General features: G+C 62.3%; 17 protein-coding genes. 5 read left to right on the top strand and 12 right to left on the bottom strand.

Annotated features, from left to right (window positions below; genetic code table 11):
- The first annotated feature begins 131 nt into the window (after window positions 1–131).
- Complete coding sequence (locus tag ACLH0I_RS14500; RefSeq protein WP_411384538.1) at window positions 132–1,871, top strand: dipeptidase; 1,740 nt, start codon at window positions 132–134, stop codon at window positions 1,869–1,871.
- Between the two features lie 159 nt (window positions 1,872–2,030).
- Here the strand turns inward: ACLH0I_RS14500 and ACLH0I_RS14495 are convergent, their stop codons facing one another.
- Entirely contained in the window at window positions 2,031–2,258 is a 228-nt protein-coding gene (locus tag ACLH0I_RS14495) for a DUF3079 domain-containing protein (RefSeq protein ID WP_186705795.1), read from the bottom strand.
- A 204-nt stretch (window positions 2,259–2,462) separates the two neighbouring features.
- Here ACLH0I_RS14495 and ACLH0I_RS14490 point away from each other — a divergent pair, with 204 nt between their 5' ends.
- The 4 genes from ACLH0I_RS14490 to ACLH0I_RS14475 are packed head-to-tail and all read left to right on the top strand — an operon-like array spanning window position 2,463 to window position 5,572.
- Window positions 2,463–2,993, top strand: coding sequence for an iron transporter (locus ACLH0I_RS14490; protein ID WP_411384537.1), 531 nt, complete (start codon window positions 2,463–2,465; stop codon window positions 2,991–2,993).
- A 2-nt stretch (window positions 2,994–2,995) separates the two neighbouring features.
- The gene (locus ACLH0I_RS14485) at window positions 2,996–3,340 is read left to right on the top strand and encodes a cupredoxin domain-containing protein (protein WP_250965392.1); all 345 of its coding nucleotides are present in this window, start codon (window positions 2,996–2,998) and stop codon (window positions 3,338–3,340) included.
- A gap of 22 nt (window positions 3,341–3,362) precedes the next feature.
- Entirely contained in the window at window positions 3,363–4,217 is an 855-nt protein-coding gene (locus tag ACLH0I_RS14480) for an FTR1 family protein (protein ID WP_411384536.1), read from the top strand.
- Entirely contained in the window at window positions 4,205–5,572 is a 1,368-nt protein-coding gene (locus tag ACLH0I_RS14475; protein ID WP_411384535.1) for a 4Fe-4S binding protein, read from the top strand. Before ACLH0I_RS14480 ends, ACLH0I_RS14475 begins: the two co-directional genes overlap by 13 nt.
- A 252-nt stretch (window positions 5,573–5,824) precedes the next feature.
- Here ACLH0I_RS14475 and ACLH0I_RS14470 read toward each other — a convergent pair whose 3' ends face one another.
- The 11 genes from ACLH0I_RS14470 to ACLH0I_RS14420 form a co-directional block, all read right to left on the bottom strand.
- Window positions 5,825–6,520, bottom strand: coding sequence for an anaerobic ribonucleoside-triphosphate reductase activating protein (locus tag ACLH0I_RS14470; protein ID WP_250965389.1), 696 nt, complete (start codon window positions 6,518–6,520; stop codon window positions 5,825–5,827).
- Window positions 6,517–6,678, bottom strand: a complete 162-nt coding sequence (gene nrdD, locus ACLH0I_RS14465) for an anaerobic ribonucleoside-triphosphate reductase (protein ID WP_030137643.1) — start codon at window positions 6,676–6,678, stop codon at window positions 6,517–6,519. The genes ACLH0I_RS14470 and nrdD overlap by 4 nt, the downstream gene beginning before the upstream one ends.
- A gap of 31 nt (window positions 6,679–6,709) precedes the next feature.
- Window positions 6,710–8,725, bottom strand: a complete 2,016-nt coding sequence (locus tag ACLH0I_RS14460) for a ribonucleoside triphosphate reductase (RefSeq protein ID WP_411384534.1) — start codon at window positions 8,723–8,725, stop codon at window positions 6,710–6,712.
- Between the two features lie 417 nt (window positions 8,726–9,142).
- Window positions 9,143–10,135: a GTP 3',8-cyclase MoaA gene (gene moaA, locus ACLH0I_RS14455; protein WP_411384533.1), complete on the bottom strand. Its 993-nt coding sequence runs from the start codon at window positions 10,133–10,135 to the stop codon at window positions 9,143–9,145.
- A 25-nt stretch (window positions 10,136–10,160) separates the two neighbouring features.
- Window positions 10,161–11,114 carry a peptidylprolyl isomerase gene (locus ACLH0I_RS14450; RefSeq protein ID WP_411384532.1) on the bottom strand — a complete coding sequence of 318 codons (954 nt, stop codon included), beginning with the start codon at window positions 11,112–11,114 and terminating at the stop codon, window positions 10,161–10,163.
- A gap of 10 nt (window positions 11,115–11,124) precedes the next feature.
- Window positions 11,125–11,805, bottom strand: coding sequence for a respiratory nitrate reductase subunit gamma (gene narI / locus ACLH0I_RS14445; protein WP_186705787.1), 681 nt, complete (start codon window positions 11,803–11,805; stop codon window positions 11,125–11,127).
- Window positions 11,798–12,553, bottom strand: coding sequence for a nitrate reductase molybdenum cofactor assembly chaperone (narJ, locus tag ACLH0I_RS14440; protein WP_186705786.1), 756 nt, complete (start codon window positions 12,551–12,553; stop codon window positions 11,798–11,800). Before narJ ends, narI begins: the two co-directional genes overlap by 8 nt.
- A 2-nt stretch (window positions 12,554–12,555) precedes the next feature.
- Window positions 12,556–14,094, bottom strand: a complete 1,539-nt coding sequence (gene narH / locus ACLH0I_RS14435; protein ID WP_045155823.1) for a nitrate reductase subunit beta — start codon at window positions 14,092–14,094, stop codon at window positions 12,556–12,558.
- 1 nt (window position 14,095) lies between these two features.
- On the bottom strand, window positions 14,096–17,869 hold the full coding sequence (locus ACLH0I_RS14430) for a nitrate reductase subunit alpha (protein ID WP_411384531.1): 3,774 nt from the start codon (window positions 17,867–17,869) through the stop codon (window positions 14,096–14,098).
- A 65-nt stretch (window positions 17,870–17,934) separates the two neighbouring features.
- Window positions 17,935–19,332 (bottom strand): NarK family nitrate/nitrite MFS transporter, encoded by a 1,398-nt coding sequence (locus ACLH0I_RS14425; protein ID WP_411384530.1) that lies wholly within the window; start codon window positions 19,330–19,332, stop codon window positions 17,935–17,937.
- The gene (locus ACLH0I_RS14420) at window positions 19,310–20,611 is read right to left on the bottom strand and encodes an MFS transporter (protein ID WP_186705782.1); all 1,302 of its coding nucleotides are present in this window, start codon (window positions 20,609–20,611) and stop codon (window positions 19,310–19,312) included. Before ACLH0I_RS14420 ends, ACLH0I_RS14425 begins: the two co-directional genes overlap by 23 nt.
- Between the last annotated feature and the right edge of the window lie 141 nt (window positions 20,612–20,752).

Below are 20,752 nucleotides of genomic sequence, written 5' to 3'. Positions count from 1 at the left end.
CTGCGTCGTTTTTGCTTTTCCGGGCGACAAATCCTGTTCGAGGGCTCCCCCGCCGCGCGCTCATGGTGTTAGGTTGTAAGTGATTGTTTCATCAAACGACACTTCTCCCCTGCAAAGGAATGCCTGCCACCATGAACTTCCCGTTCAAGCGTCTTGCCATTGCCACCCTCATACTGTCCAGCCTGTCGTCATTCGCGATGTCGGCCAGCGCCAACATCACCGCCCAACAGGGCTCAGCCATTGTCAAGACCTTCGCCGGAACATCGGTCAAGGATTTCAGGCAGTTCCTGGGAGAGGTCGCCAAGAGCGACCTGGCCAAAACCGCCAACCTCGGCCCGGCCATCAGCGCCTTCCAAGACAACAAGACGCTGTCCGCTGAACAACAGAACGAAATCCACCGTTTGCTGGGCCTTTACGCCCGGGTGAAATACGGCGAAGCCGCCACCGAGACGCTGAAGGAATTGGTCGCTATCCCGACCTATCGCAAGGACGGCGTTGCCCAGCACGAGAACCCGGAATTCCTCAAGATCGCCGACGAGATCAAGCGCCTCGCCGAATCCTTCAACCTGGACTTCCGCAACATCGACAACCGCGTCTATGAGATTTCCCTCGAAGGCAGCGGCGATGAAGTCGTTGGCATCCACGCCCATGCCGACGTGGTCCCGGTCACGCCGGAGAACTGGGTGTTGAAAGACGGTACACGCCTCGATCCGTTCAAGGTCACCCTGGTGGGCGACCGCATGTATGGCCGCGGTACCGAGGACGACAAGAACGGTATCGTCGTGACGCTCTACGCCATGAAAATCATCAAGGAAGAAAAACTGCCGCTGGCGCGCAACTTCAAGCTGCTGGTCGACACCACCGAAGAAACCACCGGCGACGCCATCCCCTATTATTTCGAACGCAACCCGACGCCCAACTACAACCTGGCGCTGGATGGTGGCTACCCCGTGGTGATCGCCGAGAAAGGCTACGGCACGGTCATGGCCAACTTCCCTCGCCGCGCGGCCCAGGGCAAGGGCGCCGAAATCATTGCGTTGACGGGGGGCATGGCGACCAACCAGATCCCGTCGACCTCGGTGGCGACCTTCGTGACCGACAAGCCCACAGATCTGGCAGCGAACCTGCTCAAGGCCGGCACCGAATTCGCCAAGGCCAATGGCGGCGACTTTGAGGTAAAAAGCGCAGTGGCCGACAACGCGGTCAAGCTGACCTTCACTGGCGTTTCGGCCCACTCCTCCGAGCCCGAGTCAGGCGTCAACCCGGTCGCCAGGATGCTGGTGTTCATCAACGGTCTCGACGGCAAGGTCGCCCTCAAGCACAACCACATCACCGACGCCGCCCGCTACGCCGCCGACAACTGGGGCCTGGACTACCTGGGCAACAAGCTGGGGATTGGCTTTTCCGATGCGTTCATGGGGCCGCTGACCGCGTCCCTGACCTACGTCGGCATGGATGAGCAAACCTTCAAGCTGGCGGTCAACCTGCGGGTGCCGGTGGGCAAGCCAACCGAAACGCTGAAGACTGAAATCAACGATAAGCTCTCCGCCTGGGCCAAGACGTCCCAGGTCGCCGTGGCCTTCGACAACACCATCGACGCACCGATGTACCGAAACCCCGAAGGTGAATGGGTCAAGGCGCTACTGGCCGTCGCCACGGAGAACCTGGGCATGGCACACACATTCGGCACTTCCGCCGGCGCCACCTCGGTCCATGACCTGCCCAACGGCGTGCAATTCGGCCTGGCGATGCCCAACGTCAAGTACACCGGGCACAACGACAACGAGTTCAAGACGGTGGAGCAGTTCCTGTTGGACTTGCAGATCGTGACCGAGATGATGGGGCGGATCGGGCAATTGCCGAAGCTCTGATCGGCCCTGCACGGGACAGTTCTTAAGGCTGTTGGTGTTCATTGTGGCGAGGGAGCTTGCTCCCGCTCGGTTGCGCAGCGACCGCAAGTTTTTTGGGACTGCTGCGCAGTCCAGCGGGAGCAAGCTCCCTCGCCACAGGTTTACCCTTATTCCTTCACCTTATTCCTTCAGGTGAGTGGCGCTTGGATCGATGACCTTAGCGGTAACGTCGACCAACTCCAGCCCCCAATCCCCATGCAGGTACCAGTCCTCGCCGATCATCTCGGCCGGGTGCATCGTGCGATCGGCACCGTTGCCGCAGGCCAGCGCGCTGGTCGGACAGTAACGATCACACCCCCAGCAAATGCGCTCGGGATGCTTGGGACTGATGGGAAACGGCTTTGCCATGAGGCCCCCGTATAACCAATGGGTGTACCCGTACCCTACCCCGGCGGGCCACTGCCGCCCTTGATCCTGATCAAGAACAGCCGCACGGGAACGAACTGACGTTCACCGCTCAAGAATTCACGCTGAAAATTGACAAGAATCATTATTATTCGCAGCGAAGCTTCCTAGACTCGGCGCCATCCTTTAGCCAACCAGGAAGTCATCATGCGTACCCTTGCTCCGTTGTCCCTCGCCCTGCTGTTGCTGCCACCATTGGCCCAGGCCAAGGAATACCCCATCGGCGAACCGCAACTGTGCCCGGGGCTGGAAGTCGGTGCGGTGTACCTGCAGCCGATCGAAATGGCCCCCGCCGGGATGATGCGCGCCACGGCCGAGTCCGACGTGCACCTGGAAGCCGACATCCGCGCCACTGCGGACAACCAGCAAGGCTTCCAGGAAGGCAGCTTCGTGCCTTATCTGAACGTGTCGTTCCAACTGAAGAAACAAGGCATCGACACCGCGCTCAAGGGCGACTTCCACGCCATGGTCGCCAACGACGGGCCGCACTACGGCGACAACGTCAAGCTGCTCGGCCCTGGCAAATATCAATTGACCTTCACCGTCCTGCCACCGGGCGGCCACGCCTCCCTCGGTCGTCATACCGACAAGGAAACCGGCGTGGCGCCGTGGTTCGAACGCTGCGAACTGCACTACGAATTCGTCTACGCCGGTATCGGTAAAAAAGGCGGGTACTGAACATGAGCCGCCGATCCTGGCCGTCCTGCCTGGCCCGGCTGACGTTGGCCGGTCTGCTGCTGCCATCCATCGCCCAGGCCGAACTGCCCACTTATGAATTGAGCATCCGCGACGGGCATTTCACGCCGCCACAGTTGGAAGTACCGGCCGGGCAACGCTTCAAGATCGTGCTCAAAAATATCGGCCAGGGCCCGGCGGAGTTCGAAAGCACGCCCTTGCGCGTCGAGAAAGTGCTCTCGCCCGGCGTTACGACGTTCGTGGTCATTCATCCGCTGCGTCCTGGGCACTACCCGTTTTTTGACGAATTCAATCCGCAACTGCCCGAGGGCGGGATTCTCGCCCGGTAATCGGCCAGCAGGAGGCGTTTGCATGACTCAATCGATGTTTATTGTCTGGCGCGAAAGCGTCGAAGCATTGTTGGTGATCGGGATTCTCCAGGCCTGGGTCAGCCAGCAGCAACAGGCCAGCCAACTGCGACGTTATGTCTGGGCCGGCGCGGCGTTGGGCTTGCTGCTTTCCGGCGTGCTGGCCGGCCTGATCCTGCTCGCCGGCGAGGCCATGAGCGGTACCAACAGTGAATGGTTCCAGGCGGCGTTGGCCTTGGTCGCCAGCTTGCTGATCGTGCAGATGGTCGGCTGGATGCACCGAAACGCACGGACGCTCAAGCATGACCTGACACGCCACGCCGACCAGCGCCTGGGCCGCCAGGGTGGCCTGGGCCTGTTGGTCCTGGCCTTGCTCGCCGTCAGCCGCGAAGGCAGTGAGACCGTGGTCTTCCTGTATGGCGCCGGTGCGCGCCTGCACGGGCCGCCACTGGGCTTGTTCGCCGTAGGCGCACTGGCCGGGCTGGTGTTGTCGCTGCTGACCGTCTCCCTGCTGCACAGCAGTCGCCGGTTCATCTCGTGGTCGCGTTTTTTTGCCATCAGCGAAGCGATCCTGCTGCTGTTGGGCGCGGCGCTGCTGGTCAGCGCTTTCGAGCGGGTCGGCGGGCAATTGCTGGCGATGGATTGGCCCGAGGCGGTGTATCGCGGCATTGGCGACGCGCTGTGGGACAGCAGTGCGCTCCTCGACGACGGCCACGGTTTGGGTGGGTTCCTGGCGGATTTCGCCGGGTATCGGGCCAGTCCGAGTGCGATGACGTTGCTGGTGTGGCTGGGCTATTGGGGCGTCGTCGCCGGCTGGCTGCGACCACGCAAGGCGGAAACCCTGCCATGCCCGACCTGAACCCCTGGCTCCAACGCCTGGGCGACGGCATGCGTCGCCATGGCTCGGCAATTCGTGCGATGCAATGGGCGGTGGTGCTGTTCTACGCGGTGCTGTTGGTGGTGCCGGCCATGTTGCCATTGCCCACTAGTCAGGCGCGGCTGTTGGACAACCTGACGCTGCTGGCGCAGTTCCTGTTCTGGGGCATCTGGTGGCCGTTCGTGTTGCTGTCGATCGTGCTGTTCGGTCGCCTCTGGTGTGGCGTGTTGTGCCCGGAAGGCGCTTTGAGCGAATGGGCCAGCCAGTACGGCAAGGGCCTCGGGGTGCCGCGCGGGGTGCGCTGGGCTGGCTGGCCGACTTTGGCGTTCTGCCTGACCACGGTCTACGGCCAGTTGATCAGCGTGTACGACTATGCCCAGGCAGCGCTGTTGATCCTCGGCGGCTCGACCGTCGCCGCGGTGATCGTCGGCCTGTTGTTCGCCCGGGGCAAGCGGGTGTGGTGCCGTTACCTGTGCCCGGTCAGCGGTGTGTTTGCCCTGCTCGCTCGCCTGGCGCCGGTGCACTTTCAGGTGGATGAACAACGCTGGCTGGACAACCCGCCGCCCCGGCGCCCGCCCCCCAACTGCGCACCGCTGCTGGACATCCGTCGCCTGCGCGGCGCCGCCGATTGCCACGCCTGTGGTCGTTGCAGCGGCCAGCGCGGCGCGGTACGGCTGATTGCCCGCTCCAGCAACGCGGAAATCCTCCAGGCGACGGCCAACACACTTTCGCCCTGGGATTCTCGCCTGCTGCTGTTCGGTGTCATCGGCCTGGCCATGGGCGCGTTCCAGTGGACCGTCAGCCCTTGGTTCATCGACCTCAAGCAAAGCCTGGCCCAATGGCTGGTGAATCACGATTGGCTCTGGGCACTCCAGGACAACGCGCCTTGGTGGCTGCTGACCCACTACCCGCAACTCAATGACAGTTTCAGTTGGCTCGATGGCTTTTGCATCGTCGCGTACCTGGGCCTGAGTGCGCTGCTGATGGGCACTTCGTTGCTGTTTCTCATGCGCCTGGCCGCATGGCTCTCAGGCCACACGGCAAACTACCAGCCCCTGGCCCTCACCCTGACGCCCCTTGGCGGTGCCGGCTTGTTCCTCGGTTTGTCGGCGACCACGGTCAAGTTGTTGCGCTATGAAGGCCTGTTGCTGGAGTGGGTACCGCCGGCCCGGGCCGCGCTTTTAACGGCCGGGATCGCCTGGAGCCTATGGCTGGGCTGGAAGCGCCTGCAGGCGAGCGTGGCATCGCCGATCCGACGCGTGCCCGCCATGGCCTGCCTGGTGCTGGCCAGCAGCTGGGTGGGGTATGGCTGGTGGTTGCAATTCTGGGGCTGGTGATCGAGGGATTGCGGGGGATCACAAAAGCCATCCCCACCACAATTCCCCTGTGGGGGCTTGCTCGCGAATGCGTCGGGTCAGCTACATATACATTGACTGACAAACCGCCTTCGCGAGCAAGCCCGCTCCCACAATGGTTTCGGGGTGATTGTTGAATTTGTATTCACCACAGATCCCTGTGGGAGCGAGCTTGCTCGCGAAGACGGTGGCACAGTCGCACACTATGCAAACTGACCCACCGCTATCCGCCACTCAACTGCGCAACACAAATGAAGGAAACAGCTCGCGCATCGACGCCCACAGCTCAGGCTGCAAGGCCTGCGCCGAGACGCTGGAAAGATGGGGATCAAGCATCCGGGCAGTGCGCACCAGTTGCACGGCAAAGCGGCTGACGCCACGCTCGTTCAGGCGCCGGGCCAGGGTCAGCAACCGTTCGGGGTCGAACAAATGCCAGTGCACGGTCGTGCGACATTCATAATCCACGCCGCTGTCCAGCAAATGATCAAGACTGCGCCAGTTGGCGGCGCCGCTGCCTTCGACCCGGGTCACGTCCAGGGCATCTTCGGGCAAGGCCTTGACGTCGAAGCCCACCCAATCGGCTTGCCCAACCACCTTGGCGAAGGCTGCCGGCTTGATGCCAGCGCTGTGCAGGCCGATGCGAAAACCCATCTGCCGCACTTCTTCCATGGCCGGCCCCAGGCCGTCCTGCAAAGTTGGCTCGCCGCCGCTGAACACCACGGCGTCGAGCAGATCCTGGCGGCGTTGCAGGAACGCCAACACCCGGCACCAATCCACCTCCTCGCTACCGCGGGGCGGGATCAGTTGCGGGTTATGGCAATAACGACAACGCCAGGCACACCCCTGGCAAAACAGCACGCAGGCCAGTTGGCCCGGGTAATCGAGGGTGGTCAGGGGCACCATGCCCCCGACCCGTAGTACTCGACTCATGGACGCCCGGCCGCGCGTTCGGTGAAGTGCACCCGCTCGCGGTGCTCGGACTGCTTGCCCGGGTTGAAGGCCGCCACCGGGCGGTGATAACCCATCACTCGGGTCCAGACTTCGCAACGTTGACGCTGTGCCTGTGGAATCGTTTGTACTGCGCTCATGGATAAAGCTCCTAACGGTCGATGGATCGGATCAGTGAACGCTGCCTGCCAACTGCTGTTGCAGCAGCAAGGCCTCGTCGCATTTCGGGCAGAACTCGTGTTCGCCAGCCAGGTAGCCGTGCACCGGGCAGATGGAAAAGGTCGGCGTGATGGTCAGGTACGGCAGGCGGAAACGTCCCAGGGCCTTGCGCACCAGTTGCTTGCAGGCCTGGGTGGAGGAAATCTGCTCGGCCATGTACAGGTGCAACACGGTGCCGCCGGTGTATTTGCATTGCAGTTCGTCTTGCAGCTCCAGGGCTTCGAACGGATCCTCGGTGAAGCCCACCGGCAGTTGCGAGGAGTTGGTGTAGTACGGCGCAACCGGGCTGCCGGCCTGCAAGATATCCGGGTAACGCTTGAGGTCTTCCTTGGCGAAGCGGTACGTGGTGCCTTCGGCGGGCGTGGCCTCGAGGTTGTAGAGGTGACCGGTTTCCTCCTGGAAACGCAGCAATGTGGCCCGCACGTGATCCAGCAGTTTCAGCGCGAAGGCCCGGCCCTGTTCGGTGTGCAGGCCCTCCTGGTCATCGGTGAAATTGCGCAGCATTTCGTGCAGGCCATTCACGCCGATGGTGGAAAAGTGATTGCGCAAGGTGCCGAGGTAACGCTTGGTGTAGGGATACAAACCAGCATCCATGTGATGCTGGATGACCTTGCGCTTGACCTCCAGGCTCTCTTTCGCCAGTTCCATCAGGGTATCGATGCGTTGCAGCAAACCACTGGTGTTGCCTTTGTACAGGTAGCCCAGGCGCGCGCAGTTGATCGTCACCACGCCCAGGGAGCCGGTCTGCTCCGCAGAGCCGAACAAGCCGCCACCGCGCTTGAGCAGCTCGCGCACGTCCAGTTGCAGGCGGCAGCACATCGAGCGCACCTGGTTGGGTTGCATGTCCGAGTTGAGGAAGTTCTGGAAATACGGCAAGCCGTAGCGGGCGGTCATTTCGAACAACCGGTCGGCGTTCTCGCTGTCCCACGGGAAGTCGTGAGTGATGTTGTAGGTCGGAATCGGGAAAGTGAAGACCCGGCCTTTCGCATCGCCGGCCTGCATCACTTCGATGTAGGCGCGGTTGATCAACTCCATTTCCGCTTGCAGGTCACCGTAGGCGAACGGCATTTCTTCGCCGCCGATGATCGGGATCTGCTCACGCAGGTCCTGGGGACAGACCCAGTCGAATGTCAGGTTGGTGAACGGGGTTTGCGTGCCCCAGCGCGACGGTACGTTGAGGTTGTAGATGAACTCCTGCAACGACTGGCGGACCTCGTCGTAGCTGAGCTGGTCCTTGCGCACATAGGGCGCCAGGTAGGTGTCGAACGAGCTGAACGCCTGGGCGCCGGCCCATTCGTTTTGCAGGGTGCCGAGGAAATTCACCATCTGGCCCAGGGCACTGCTCAAGTGCTTGGGCGGCCCAGCCTCGACCCGCCCTGGCACGCCGTTGAGGCCTTCGTGCAACAGGGTGCGCAAGGACCAGCCGGCACAGTAGCCAGCGAGCATGTCCAGGTCATGGATATGCAGGTCAGCCTCACGGTGCGCCTCGCCTATGGCCTGGCTGTAGACTTCGTCGAGCCAGTAGTTGGCGGTGACCTTGCCCGAAACGTTGAGAATCAGCCCGCCGAGGGAATACCCCTGGTTGGCGTTGGCCTGCACGCGCCAGTCTTCGCGATCCAGGTATTCGTTCATCGACGTGGCGACTTCCACCAGCGTGCGGCGATCCCGACGCAGGCGTCCGTGCTGCTCGCGGTAGACGATGTAGGCGCGCATGGACAGGAAGTACCCGGCGTCCATCAGCACACGTTCGACCCGGTCCTGGATCTGCTCGACGTTTAACCGCGTCTGCCCTTCCAACCGCGCCAATACCGCCTCAAGCAAGCCTTCGGCCTCGGCTTCGGCGTATTCGCCGGTGGCCTTGCCAGCGGCGATCAATGCCTGGCGGATCTTGTCCGCATCAAAGGCGACCACACTGCCATCGCGCTTGTGCAAGCGGTTACAGCCTACTGAGATCAACGTGCTCTGCATTTTGTCTCCAAATACTACATATAGGTTTTTTTAGATCTATAAACACAATATGCGGTGGAGAGTACGGACAAAAGGCAGAGTTGCAATTGATCGGCATCAAGAATCGGGAGCGACTGCCATCAGCCTTGAAAGGTCATTTTACGGGCACCAAAAATCTCCTGTGGGAGCGAGCTTGCTCGCGATAGCGGTGGATCAGTTGACATCAATGTTGGCTGGACCGCCGTCATCGCGAGCAAGCTCGCTCCCACATTGGTTTCGGAGTGACTGCAAATCCCCCTGTGGGAGCGGGCTTGCTCGCGAAGAGGCCAGCACATTCAACATCCATGCAAGCTGACCCACCGCCTTCGCGAGCAAGCCCGCTCCCACAGGAGTTTCGGGGTAACTGTGGGATTTCTATTCATAACAGCCCCCCTTCTGCTAACCACCGCTCATATTCATGAACCGCACGATCTGTACTTCCCCGCCAGGGCTGAAGTCATGCTGCAAGGGCTTGCCCTTGAGTGCCTGTTTGATCGACTGAATGATCGGCTGATCCTCCAGCGGATAACGTCGCAGCAAGCCCCGCAGGTCCAAGGAATCCTCTTGCCCGAGGCACAGCAGCAAGCGCCCTTCGACGGTCATGCGCACGCGATTGCAACTGGCGCAGAAGTTATGGGTGTTGGGCGAAATGAAACCGATGCGGGTCTGCGAATGATGCGCCAGGCGCACATAGCGCGCCGGCCCACCGCTGCTCTCGGCGCTGTCGAGCAGGCGATGATGGCGGGCGATCTCGGCCCGCACCTCATCGCTGGAACAGAACGACTCGCCTCGGGAACGGCCCACCTCGCCCAACGGCATTTCTTCGATGAGACTGATGTCGATGCGTTGATCGATGGCGTACTGCACCAACGCCGGGACTTCATCGAAGTTGCGCCCCTTCATCACCACGCAGTTGAGCTTGATCCGCTCGAACCCGGCGACCTTCGCCGCGTCGATACCGGCCAGCACCCGGTCCAGGTCACCGTTACGGGTGATCGCCCGAAAGCGCTCACCGTCCAGGCTGTCGAGGCTGATGTTCATGCGCTTGACCCCAGCGTCCACCAGGGGCTGGGCCAATCGTCCCAGCTGCGAGCCGTTGCTGGTCATCACCAGTTCCCGCAGGCCGGGCAATGCCGCGATGTCGCGACACAGCCCGACAATGCCCGGACGGATCAGCGGCTCGCCACCGGTCAGGCGGATTTTCTTTACCCCCAGGCCGACGAACAGCCGCGCCAGGCGCTGCAATTCCTCCAGGGTCAACACTTGCTGACGCGGCAGGAAGGTCATGTTTTTCGCCATGCAATACACACAACGAAAATCACAACGATCGGTCACCGACATCCGCAAATAATCGATCTGGCGCCCAAACCCGTCCTGCAACACCGCGTTCATGTAGATCTCCCGATTGAGCCCGTGCTCACTGCACCAGCGGCGAGTCGGCGCCCTGAAGGTGAATGCCGCGAATGTCCGCCGCACCGATCAGGGTTTGCAGGTACTGCACCAGCGCCTTTTGCCAAACGCCCTGCTGCAACTGGGTACGAATCGCCGTCGCCACCGCCTCATACGGCAATGGTTGGCCATCGATGCGCTGGTCGATGCTGACCACATGCCAGCCATAACGGCTTTCCAGCGGTTTGCTGGCCAGGCCCGCCGGCAGGGTGAACAACTGGCGCTCCAGCTCCGGCACGGTCTGGCCCTTGCTGATCTGCCCCAAGGAGCCGCCCTGCTCCTTGGACGGACACGCCGAATACTTCAGTGCCAGCTCGGCGAAGCTGCCCGGGAACTGGTCCAACCGCTCCAGCAGCAGCTCGGCCTGGACATGGGCCAGGCTGCGGGCCTCGGCATCGTCCGGCGCGCATTCGAGCAGGATGTGCCGCACCGCCAGCAACGGCGCGCTGTGGAAACGCGCGCGGTTGCTTTCGTAATAGCGCAGGCAGGTGGCCTCGTCGCACTGCGGCACCTGCACCTCGCGTTCCAGCAACAGCCGCGTCGCCGCTTCTTCTTCGTTCTCACCGGCACCGACCTGCAACGCCAAACCCAGTTCAGCAATGCGCTGCTGGAGCAATTCGCGAATCACCAGCGCCCGAGCGGACTGGTAGACCGCCTCTTCACGGCTTTCGGCCGGGTGATATTGAAGTTCCTGGGCCATCGCCTGCGGGGCGATCGACACCCCGTTGACGCTGATGATCGGCCACTCCTGCTCACTGCTGGCGATCAGCTGTGGCGCTTCATCCTCCACCACCGGCCCCACCTGGGCCGGCTCGAACTGCACCGCCCCAACCGGCTCCACATCCACCACCGGCGGCACTTTTGCCGAGGAACCGCAACCACCGCCCCCGCTACCACCGCCACATCCGCATCCACTCGCCATGATCTTCTCCTCAGAACTTCTGCCGAACGATTTGATAACGACGCCCCAGGTACCAGACCGGCGCACTGACGATGTGGACCAGACGGGTGAACGGGAACAACACGAACAGGGTCAGGCCCAGCACCACGTGGAGCTTGTAGACCAGGCCCACCGGCGCGATCGAGGTCGCGGCTTCAACCGGGCGCAACAGCACGGTGTTCTGGGCCCAGTCGGCCAGCATCACCATCACCGAGCCGTCCATATGGGCAGTGGACGCGACGATGGTCATCAGCCCCAACACCAGTTGCACCAGCAGCACCACCAGCACGAGGATGTCCGACACATTGGAGGTGGCGCGCACCCGAGGGTCGGTCAGGCGCCGGTTGAGCAGCATCAGCAAACCGATCAGGCCGAGCACACCGAAGAAACCGCCGGAAACCATCGCCAGCAATTGCTTGTTCTCGGTGCTCAGGAAGTGGTGATAGACCGCCGAAGGTGTCAGCAGGCCGACGAAATGCCCGGCCAGCACGAACAGCACACCGATGTGAAACAGGTTGCTGGCCACGCGCATGCCGCGCTTGTTCAGCATCTGGCTCGAACCGGCCTTCCAGGTGTACTGGGACAGATCAAAGCGTGCCCAACTGCCGAGCAGGCAAATCGCCAAAGCGACATAGGGGTAGACCCCGAACAACAACAGATCCCATTTAGACATTGCCCACCTCCCCGGCGGGCGCTGCGGCCCGCCCTTCATGCTGAAAATCCACCCAGTGCAGCGGCACTGCACTTTCGTCCCGCGCCTTGCCCGGCGCGCTTGGCATCGAACTGCAACGGTCCTGCTGCTCGGCCTTCATGAAATCCACGGCCTCTTCCTCCCAGACCTTGTCCAGGGCTTCGAGGGAGTCATCCCGATGCTCGGCCTTCACTTGTTCGAGCATCTCGGCCACCGCCGCCTGGGGTTCTGTCCCGGCGATCTGCAACAAGGCCCGGAAGCAACTGGCGTAGGCGCTTTCACGCTCCTCCAGGCGCGCCGCGAGCAAGGCCAGCAGGTGCGCCACATCGGCCAGGCCCTCGCGGGCCTCCAAGTCTTCGCGGGTGGAGAGAAACTCCAGGTACAGCGGGATGTAGTCGGGCAGTTCCTTGACGCCGATGGCGAACCCGGCTTCTTCGTACTGGGCCATCATGTCGACCATGGCCTGGCCCCGGTCACGGGACTCGCCATGGACGTGTTCGAACAGCAGCAGCGACAGTGAACGACCGCGGCCGAACAGCGCACCGTAGTGCTCCTGGCCGTCCATCAGGTCCTGGCCGCAGACCAGCTCCAGCAACTCGAACAACCCGGCACGCTGGGCGGGACTGATTTCCCGCGCCTGCACGATCGCCTGCTCCAGCTCGTCGCGACCGGCCACCAGGGTCTCGGTCGGGTAATCGAGCAGCAACGAAATCACCTTGAGAATGCGCATGCTCACTCCTCCCACAACTGTACGGTCTTGATCACGTCGCGGCGGTTGGCTTTCTTGCCACCGAACATGTTGGTGTCGGAGCTGCCGCTGCAACCGCTGCCAAAGCTGAAACCACAACCGGAGCGCTCGGCGAACGCGTCGCTCATGGCGTCTTCGCGGTGGGCACTCGGCACCACGAAACGGTCTTCGTAGTTGGCGATGGCCAGGTAGCGGTACATCTCTTCCACCTGGTTCACGCTCAGGCCGACGTCAGCCAGCACTTGCAGGTCCTGCACGCCGTCGACCTGCTCGGCCCGTTTGTAGGCGCGCATCGCCAGCAAGCGTTTCAGCGCATGCTTGACCGGTTTCTCGTCGCCAGCGGTGAGCATGTTGGCCAGGTAGCGCAGCGGGATCCGCAGGCTGTCGACGTCCGGGATCACCCCGTTCATGCCCACGGTGCCGGCGGCGGCCGCGTTCTGGATCGGCGACAGTGGCGGCACGTACCAGACCATCGGCAAGGTGCGGTATTCCGGGTGCAGCGGCAGTGCGAGTTTCCAGTCCACGGCCATTTTGTAGACCGGCGAACGTTGGGCCGAATCGATCACCGACTGCGGCACGCCATCGGCCAGGGCCTGGCGAATCACCGCCGGGTCGTTCGGGTCGAGGAAGATCTCCAGTTGCTTCTCGTACAGGTCCTGCTCGTTGGCGGTGCTCGCCACTTCGCTGATGCGGTCGGCGTCATACAGCAGCACACCGAGGTAGCGAATCCGGCCGACGCAGGTTTCGGCGCAAACGGTCGGCATCCCAGCTTCGATGCGCGGGTAGCAGAAGATGCATTTTTCCGACTTGCCGCTCTTCCAGTTGAAGTAGATCTTCTTGTACGGGCAGCCGCTGATGCACATGCGCCAGCCGCGGCATTTCTCCTGGTCGATGAGGACGATGCCGTCCTCCTCGCGCTTGTAGATCGCACCGCTCGGGCACGATGCCGCACACGCCGGGTTCAGGCAGTGCTCACACAGGCGCGGCAGGTACATCATGAAGGTGTTTTCGTACTCGCCGTAGATGTCCGCCTGGATCTTGTCGAAGTTCTTGTCCTTGCGCCGCTTGGCGAACTCGGTGCCGAGGATTTCCTCCCAGTTCGGGCCCCACTCGATCTTCTCCATGCGTTTGCCGGACACCACCGAGCGTGGGCGCGCGGTGGGTTGGTGCTCGCCCAGCGGTGCGGTGTGCAGGTGCTGGTAGTCGAAGTCGAACGGTTCGTAGTAATCGTCCAGGCTCGGCAGGTCCGGGTTGGCGAAGATGTTTGCCAACACGCGGAACTTGCCGCCGATGCGCGGGTTGATCGAGCCGTCGGCGTTGCGCACCCAGCCGCCCTTCCACTTGTCCTGGTTCTCCCATTCCTTGGGATAGCCGATGCCCGGCTTGGATTCGACGTTGTTGAACCAGGCGTATTCCATGCCTTCACGGCTGGTCCAGACGTTCTTGCAGGTAATCGAGCAAGTGTGGCAGCCGATGCATTTGTCCAGGTTCAGGACCATGCCGATTTGTGAGCGAATCTTCATCTCAGTTCTCCTCGATATCAGTCGGCAGTGGACGCGGCAAATCATCGCCACTGGAACCGTCGAGCCAATCGACCTTGACCATCTTGCGCACCACGACGAATTCGTCGCGGTTGCAACCGACCGTGCCGTAATAGTTGAAGCCGTAGGCCTGTTGGGCGTAGCCGCCGATCATGTGGGTGGGCTTGAGCACCACGCGGGTCACCGAGTTGTGGTGGCCGCCACGGGTCTTGGTGGTTTCCGAACCCGGCACGTTCACGATCCGTTCCTGGGCGTGATACATCATCACCATCCCTTCTTTGACCCGTTGGCTGACCACCGCCCGGGCGGTCAGCGCGCCGTTGGCGTTGAAGCATTCGATCCAGTCGTTGTCCTCGATCCCGGCGCGCTTGGCGTCGATCTCCGAGAGCCAGACAATCGGTCCGCCACGGCTCAAGGTGAGCATCAGCAGGTTGTCGCTGTAGGTGCTGTGGATGCCCCATTTCTGGTGCGGGGTGATCCAGTTCAGGACGATCTCGGTCTCGCCGTTGCTGCGCTTGCCCTTCACGCCTTCGATGGTGCGGGTGTTGACCGGCGGCCGATAACTCATCAGTTGCTCGCCGAACGCCTGCATCCACGGGTGATCCTGGTAGAACTGCTGGCGGCCGGTGATGGTGCGCCATGGGATCGACTCATGGACGTTGGTGTAGCCGGCGTTGTAGCTCACGTGATCGTCTTCCAGGCCGGACCAGGTCGGGCTGGAAATGATCTTGCGCGGCTGGGCCTGGATGTCACGGAAGCGAATCGCCTCGTGCTCCTTCGACACCGCCAGGTGGCTGTGGTCGATGCCGGTGAATTCCGACAGCGCCGCCCAGGCTTTCACCGCGACATGGCCGTTGGTTTCCGGGGCCAGGGACAGGATCACTTCGGCGGCGTCGATGGCGCTGTCGATTTTTGGCCGGCCTTGGCTGATGCCGGCGTCGACTTCCTTGTGGTTCAACTCACCGAGGAATTTCACTTCGGTGTCGGTGTTCCAGTTGATGCCCTTGCCGCCGTTGCCGAGTTTTTCCAGCATCGGGCCCAGGGAGGTGAACTGCTTGTAGATGTTCGGGTAGTCGCGCTCGACCACGTGCAGGTTTGGCGCATTCTTGCCCGGTTGCGGGGCCACGCCGGCGCTCTTCCAGTCGGTGCCGCCAAACGGCTGGGCCAGTTCGCCGACGCTGTCGTGCATCAACGGTACGGTGACCAGGTCTTTCTCGACGCCGAGGTGACCGACCGACATGGCCGAGAACGCCTTGGCGATGCCTTTGTAGATTTCCCAGTCCGAACGTGATTCCCAGGCCGGATCGATGGCTGCGGACAGCGGATGGATGAACGGGTGCATGTCCGAGGTGTTCATGTCGTCTTTTTCGTACCAGGTGGCGGTCGGCAAGACGATGTCGGAATACACGCAGGTCGAGGACATGCGGAAGTCCAGGGTGGTCACCAGGTCGAGCTTGCCAATGGCGCCCTCGTCGACCCATTCGGCTTCGGTGGGCTTGCACTCGGTGCTATGGCCGATGTCTTCGTTCATCACGCCGTTCTTGGTACCGAGCAGGTACTTGAGCATGTACTCGTGGCCCTTGCCCGAAGACCCGAGCAGGTTGGAACGCCAGATGAACATGTTGCGCGGGAAGTTCACCGGGCTGTCCGGTTGCTCGCAGGCAAAACGCAGGGAACCGTCCTGCAGCGACTTGACCACGTAGTCCTTCGGATCAAGGCCAGCGGCGGCGGCATCGCGGCAGATGTGCAGCGGGTTGGTGTTGAGCTGTGGCGCGCTGGGCAACCAACCAGCGCGTTCGGCGCGGATGTTGTAGTCCAGGGCGTGCTCGGGGAACTGCGACTTGTCCGCCAAGGGCGAGAGCACATCGTGCATGCTCATCTTCTCGTGGCGCCATTGCGAACTGTGGCCGTAGAAGAAGCTGGTGCCGTTCATCTGCCGTGGCGGGCGGTTCCAGTCCAGGCCAAAGGCCAGGGGCAGCCAGCCGCATTGCGGACGGAGTTTTTCCTGGCCGACGTAGTGGGCCCAGCCGCCGCCGGTCTGGCCGACGCAACCGCAGAGCATGAGCATGTTGATCAGCCCGCGGTAGTTCATGTCCATGTGGTACCAGTGGTTCATCGCCGCCCCGACGATGATCATCGAGCGTCCACGGGTCTTGTCGGCGTTATCGGCGAACTCACGGGCGATCTGGATCGCCTTCTCGCGGCTCACACCGGTGATCTGCTCCTGCCAGGCCGGGGTGCCGGGCACCGAGGCGTCGTCATAGTCCTTGGCAACGTTGGCGCCGCCCAGGCCACGGTCGATCGCCAGGTTGGCCGCCGACAGGTCGAACACCGTGGCGACTTTCGCCACGCTGCCATCGGCCAGCACCACGCTGTGCACCGGCACCCGCCGGAACTGCACCGCGTCGCCGGCCACGTGCTGGAAGTACTCCTGGGCTTCGCCAGCGAAGTACGGGAACGCCACCTCGGCGACATCGCCGCCGATCAAGCTCAGCTTGAGGTCGATCTCACGTCCCTCACCGCCTTCACGGGGCAGGATGTTCCACTTGCCCTTCTCACCCCAGCGATAACCGATGGAGCCTTGTGGCGACACCAGTTCGCCGGCGGCATCCAGGGCGATAGTTTTCCATTCCGGGTTGTTGTTCTGGCCGAGGTTGTCGGTCAGGTCGCTGGCCCGCAGGAAACGGTCCGGCTGGTAACCGGCGCCCGGCGCTGCGCCGAGCATCGGCTTGAGCATCACCAGCACCGGCAGGTCGGTGTAGCGCTTGGCGTATTCGGTGAAATAGGCGCTCGGCTTGTCCAGGTGGAATTCTTTGAAGATCACATGGTTAAAGGCCTGGGCCAGCGCGGCGTCGGTGCCCTGCTTGGGGTTGAGCCACAGGTCGGTGAGCTTGGCGACTTCCGAATAGTCCGGGGTGATCGCCACGGTCTTGGTGCCCTTGTAGCGCACCTCGGTGAAGAAGTGCGCGTCGGGGGTACGGGTCTGCGGGACGTTGGAGCCCCAGGCAATGATGTAGTTGGAGTTGTACCAGTCGGCCGATTCCGGCACGTCGGTCTGCTCGCCCCAGACCATCGGCGAGGCCGGTGGCAAGTCGCAGTACCAGTCGTAGAAGCTCAGGCACACGCCACCGATCAGCGACAGGTAGCGCGAGCCGGCGGCGTAGCTGACCATCGACATCGCCGGGATCGGCGAGAAGCCCACCACCCGGTCCGGGCCGTGTTCCTTGACGGTGTAGACGTTGGCCGCGGCAATGATCTCGTTGACTTCCTCCCAGTTGGAACGAATGAAGCCGCCCATGCCGCGCTTGCTCTTGTACGAGTCGGCCTTGGCCTTGTTCTCGACGATGCTGGCCCACGCCTCCACCGGCGGCAAGGTCTGCCGGGCTTCGCGCCACAGCTTGAGCAATGGCTTGCGGATCTTCGGGTACTTGAGCCGATTGGCACTGTAGATGTACCAGCTGTAGCTCGCGCCACGAGGGCAACCGCGTGGCTCGTGGTTAGGTAAGTCGTTGCGAGTGCGCGGGTAGTCGGTCTGCTGGGTTTCCCAGGTGATCAGGCCGTTCTTGACGTAGATTTTCCACGAGCACGAACCGGTGCAGTTCACCCCATGGGTGGAACGCACGATCTTGTCGTACTGCCAGCGGGAACGGTAGACGTTTTCCCAGTCGCGGGACTCCTTGCGGGTCTCGCCGTGGCCGTCTGAAAACTCGCCTTGCTTGCGGTTGAAGAACCGCAGTTGATCCAGTAAATGACTCACAATGTCTTCCTCTCAGGCTTGCTCCGCGGGGTCTGCGCCCCGCCCACGCAATAGTTGAATTCGTCTTAGCAGGGAGTCGCCGCGCCTTTGCGGGCGTACCACCACCAGGTCACCACGATGCAGCTCAGGTAGAAGCCGACGAACATGTAGAAGGCCATCTCCGGGCCGCCGGTCAGGGCCATCGAAGTGCCGAAGGATTTGGGGATGAAGAAGGCTCCGAAGGCGCCCATGGCCGAGCTGAAGCCCAGCACCGCGGCCGATTCCTTGCCGGCATTCTTCAGGGCCTGCTCGCGCTGCTCGGGCTTTTTGCCCAGGGCGGCTTTCTCATGCAGGGTGCGGAAGATCACCGGGATCATGCGGAAGGTCGAACCGTTGCCCACGCCGGTGGTGATGAACAGCAACATGAACATGCCCAGGAAGCCGTAGAAGCTGCCGCCCTCGCCGCCCTCAGGCAGAAAGTGCAAGACGCCGAACACCATCACGATCATCAACACGAAGTTCCACAGGGTGACTTTCGCACCGCCGAGCTTGTCCGCCAGCCAGCCGCCCAGCGGCCGCACCAAGGCACCTACCAGCGGGCCGAGGAAGGCGAATTTCAGGGCGATGACTTCTGGGAATGAGGTCTTGATCAGCAGCGGGAACGCGGCGGAGAAACCGATGAAGGAGCCGAAGGTCGCCAAGTACAGCCAGCACATCAGCCAGTTGTGCTTGCGCTTGAAGATCACCGCCTGTTCGCTGAACGAAGCCCGGGCGCTGGACAGGTCGTTCATGCCGAACCAGGCAATCAGGGTCACAGCGAGGATGAACGGCACCCAGATGAAACCGGCGTTCTGCAACCACAGCGAGCTGCCATCGGCCAGCACTTGGGGTTGGCCGCCCATGAAGCCGAACACACCGAAGGAAATCACCAGCGGCACGCTGAACTGCATCACCGACACACCCAGGTTACCCAGCCCGGCGTTCAGGCCCAGGGCGGTGCCCTGCTGGGACTTGGGGTAGAAGAAGCTGATGTTGGACATGCTCGAGGCGAAGTTGCCGCCACCAAAACCGCAGAGCAACGCAATCAGCACGAACACGCTATAAGGCGTGGCCGAATCCTGCACGGCGAAGCCCATCCACAAGGCCGGTATCAGCAACGACGCGGTGCTCAGCGCGGTCCAGCGACGGCCACCGAAGATCGGCACCATGAACGAGTAGAAGATGCGCAAGGTCGCGCCAGACAGCCCCGGCAACGCCGCCAGCCAGAACAGCTGGTCGGTGCTGAAGCTGAAGCCGATGGCGTTCAGGCGCACGATCACCGTGCTCCAGACCATCCACACGGCGAAGGCCAACAGCAGCGCAGGAATGGAGATCCACAGGTTGCGCCGGGCGGTCTGTTTGCCGCTGCGGCCCCAGAAGGCCGGGTCTTCCGGGCGCCAGTCATGAATGACCGGGCCCTTTTCAGGCGTTTGCAGAACGGACATGTTCTTCTCCTTGGGCAATGCTGGAAAACGGGGATTGGCTGGCCGGGGGTTGTTTACCCAGCAGCGGGCGCTTGCGCACTTCGCTCAGGTACATCCAGATCAACGAGACCCAGACCACGCCGTACAGCAACATGAAGCAGGACGAGCGCACACCGGTGAGGTCCACCAGGGCGCCAAACATGATCGGCAGCACGAAACCACCCAGGCCGCCGGCCAGGCCGACGATGCCGGACACCGCGCCCATGTTCTGCGGGTAGTCGTTGGCGATGTACTTGAAGACCGAGGCCTTGCCGAACGCGAAGGCGATGCCCATCACGAACAGCAGCACGGTGAACAGCGTGGCATTGAGGCCGATGTGAAAATCAACGATGCCGTTGACGGTCTGCACTTGCAGCTGGGTTTGCGGATAGGACAGCAGGAACAGGCAGATCCAGCTCACCCACAGCACCCACCAGGTCACGCTCTGGGCGCCCCAACGGTCGGACATCCAGCCGCCGACGGCCCGCAGCACGCCACCGGGCAGGGAGAAACACGCCGCCAGCAGCGCCGCGCTTTGCAGGCTGAAGCCGTATTCCTGCACGTAGTACTTGGTCATCCACAACGCCAGGGCCACGTAGCCGCCGAACACGATCGAGTAGTACTGGCAGTAGCGCCACACCGCAGGATCTTTTAGTGACTTGAGTTGCTCACGCAGCGTGGCGCCGCCGGCACTGCGATGTTCTTTCTTCTCGGCGGTGAGAAACCAGAACAGCAGCGCGGTGATGAACAGGATCGCGCTGAACACCTTCGGCACCAGGTGCCAGGTGCCGAAGGCGATCAGCGCCGGGGCGAGAAACTTGGTCACCGCCGCACCGGCATTGCCGGCGCCGAACACGCCCATGGCAAAACCCTGGTTCTGCTTATCGAACCATTTGGCGACGTAGGCGATGCCCACCGAGAACGAGCCGCCGGCCAGGCCGACGAACAGGCCCAGCACCAGGAACTGCCAATAGGCCGTGGCGAGGGTGATCAGGTACAGCGGCAACACACAGGCGAGCATCAGCAGGAAGAACACGATCCGTCCGCCAAAGCGGTCGGTCAGAAGCCCCAGGGGCAAACGTACCAGAGAACCGGTGAGTACCGGCGTCGCAGCCAACAGGCCAAATTGGGTTTCGTTGAGGGCCAGCAATTCCTTGATCGGAACGCCGAGCACGGCAAACATCATCCAGACCATGAAGCACACGGTGAAGGCCAGGGTACTCATCCCTAGTACCAGCCCTTGTTGCACTTGTGCTCGCATTACGAGGCACTCCGTCAGTTCGATGAGCGCAGCCTAGTGATACGAACCCTGCGAAAACTTGACCTGGGTCAACGTGCCCCGGGGCGGTACAGGCCTATGCTTGGCCCGTCTACCTCCAAGGAGGTAGTCCTGGATATCGAT

Origin of the sequence: Pseudomonas sp. MPB03 (assembly GCF_046605385.1) — a bacterium.
Taxonomy (GTDB): domain Bacteria; phylum Pseudomonadota; class Gammaproteobacteria; order Pseudomonadales; family Pseudomonadaceae; genus Aquipseudomonas; species Aquipseudomonas zanjanensis.
The sequence above is the reverse complement of the archived record's forward strand: the minus strand, read 5'-3'. Positions and strand labels throughout refer to the sequence as shown.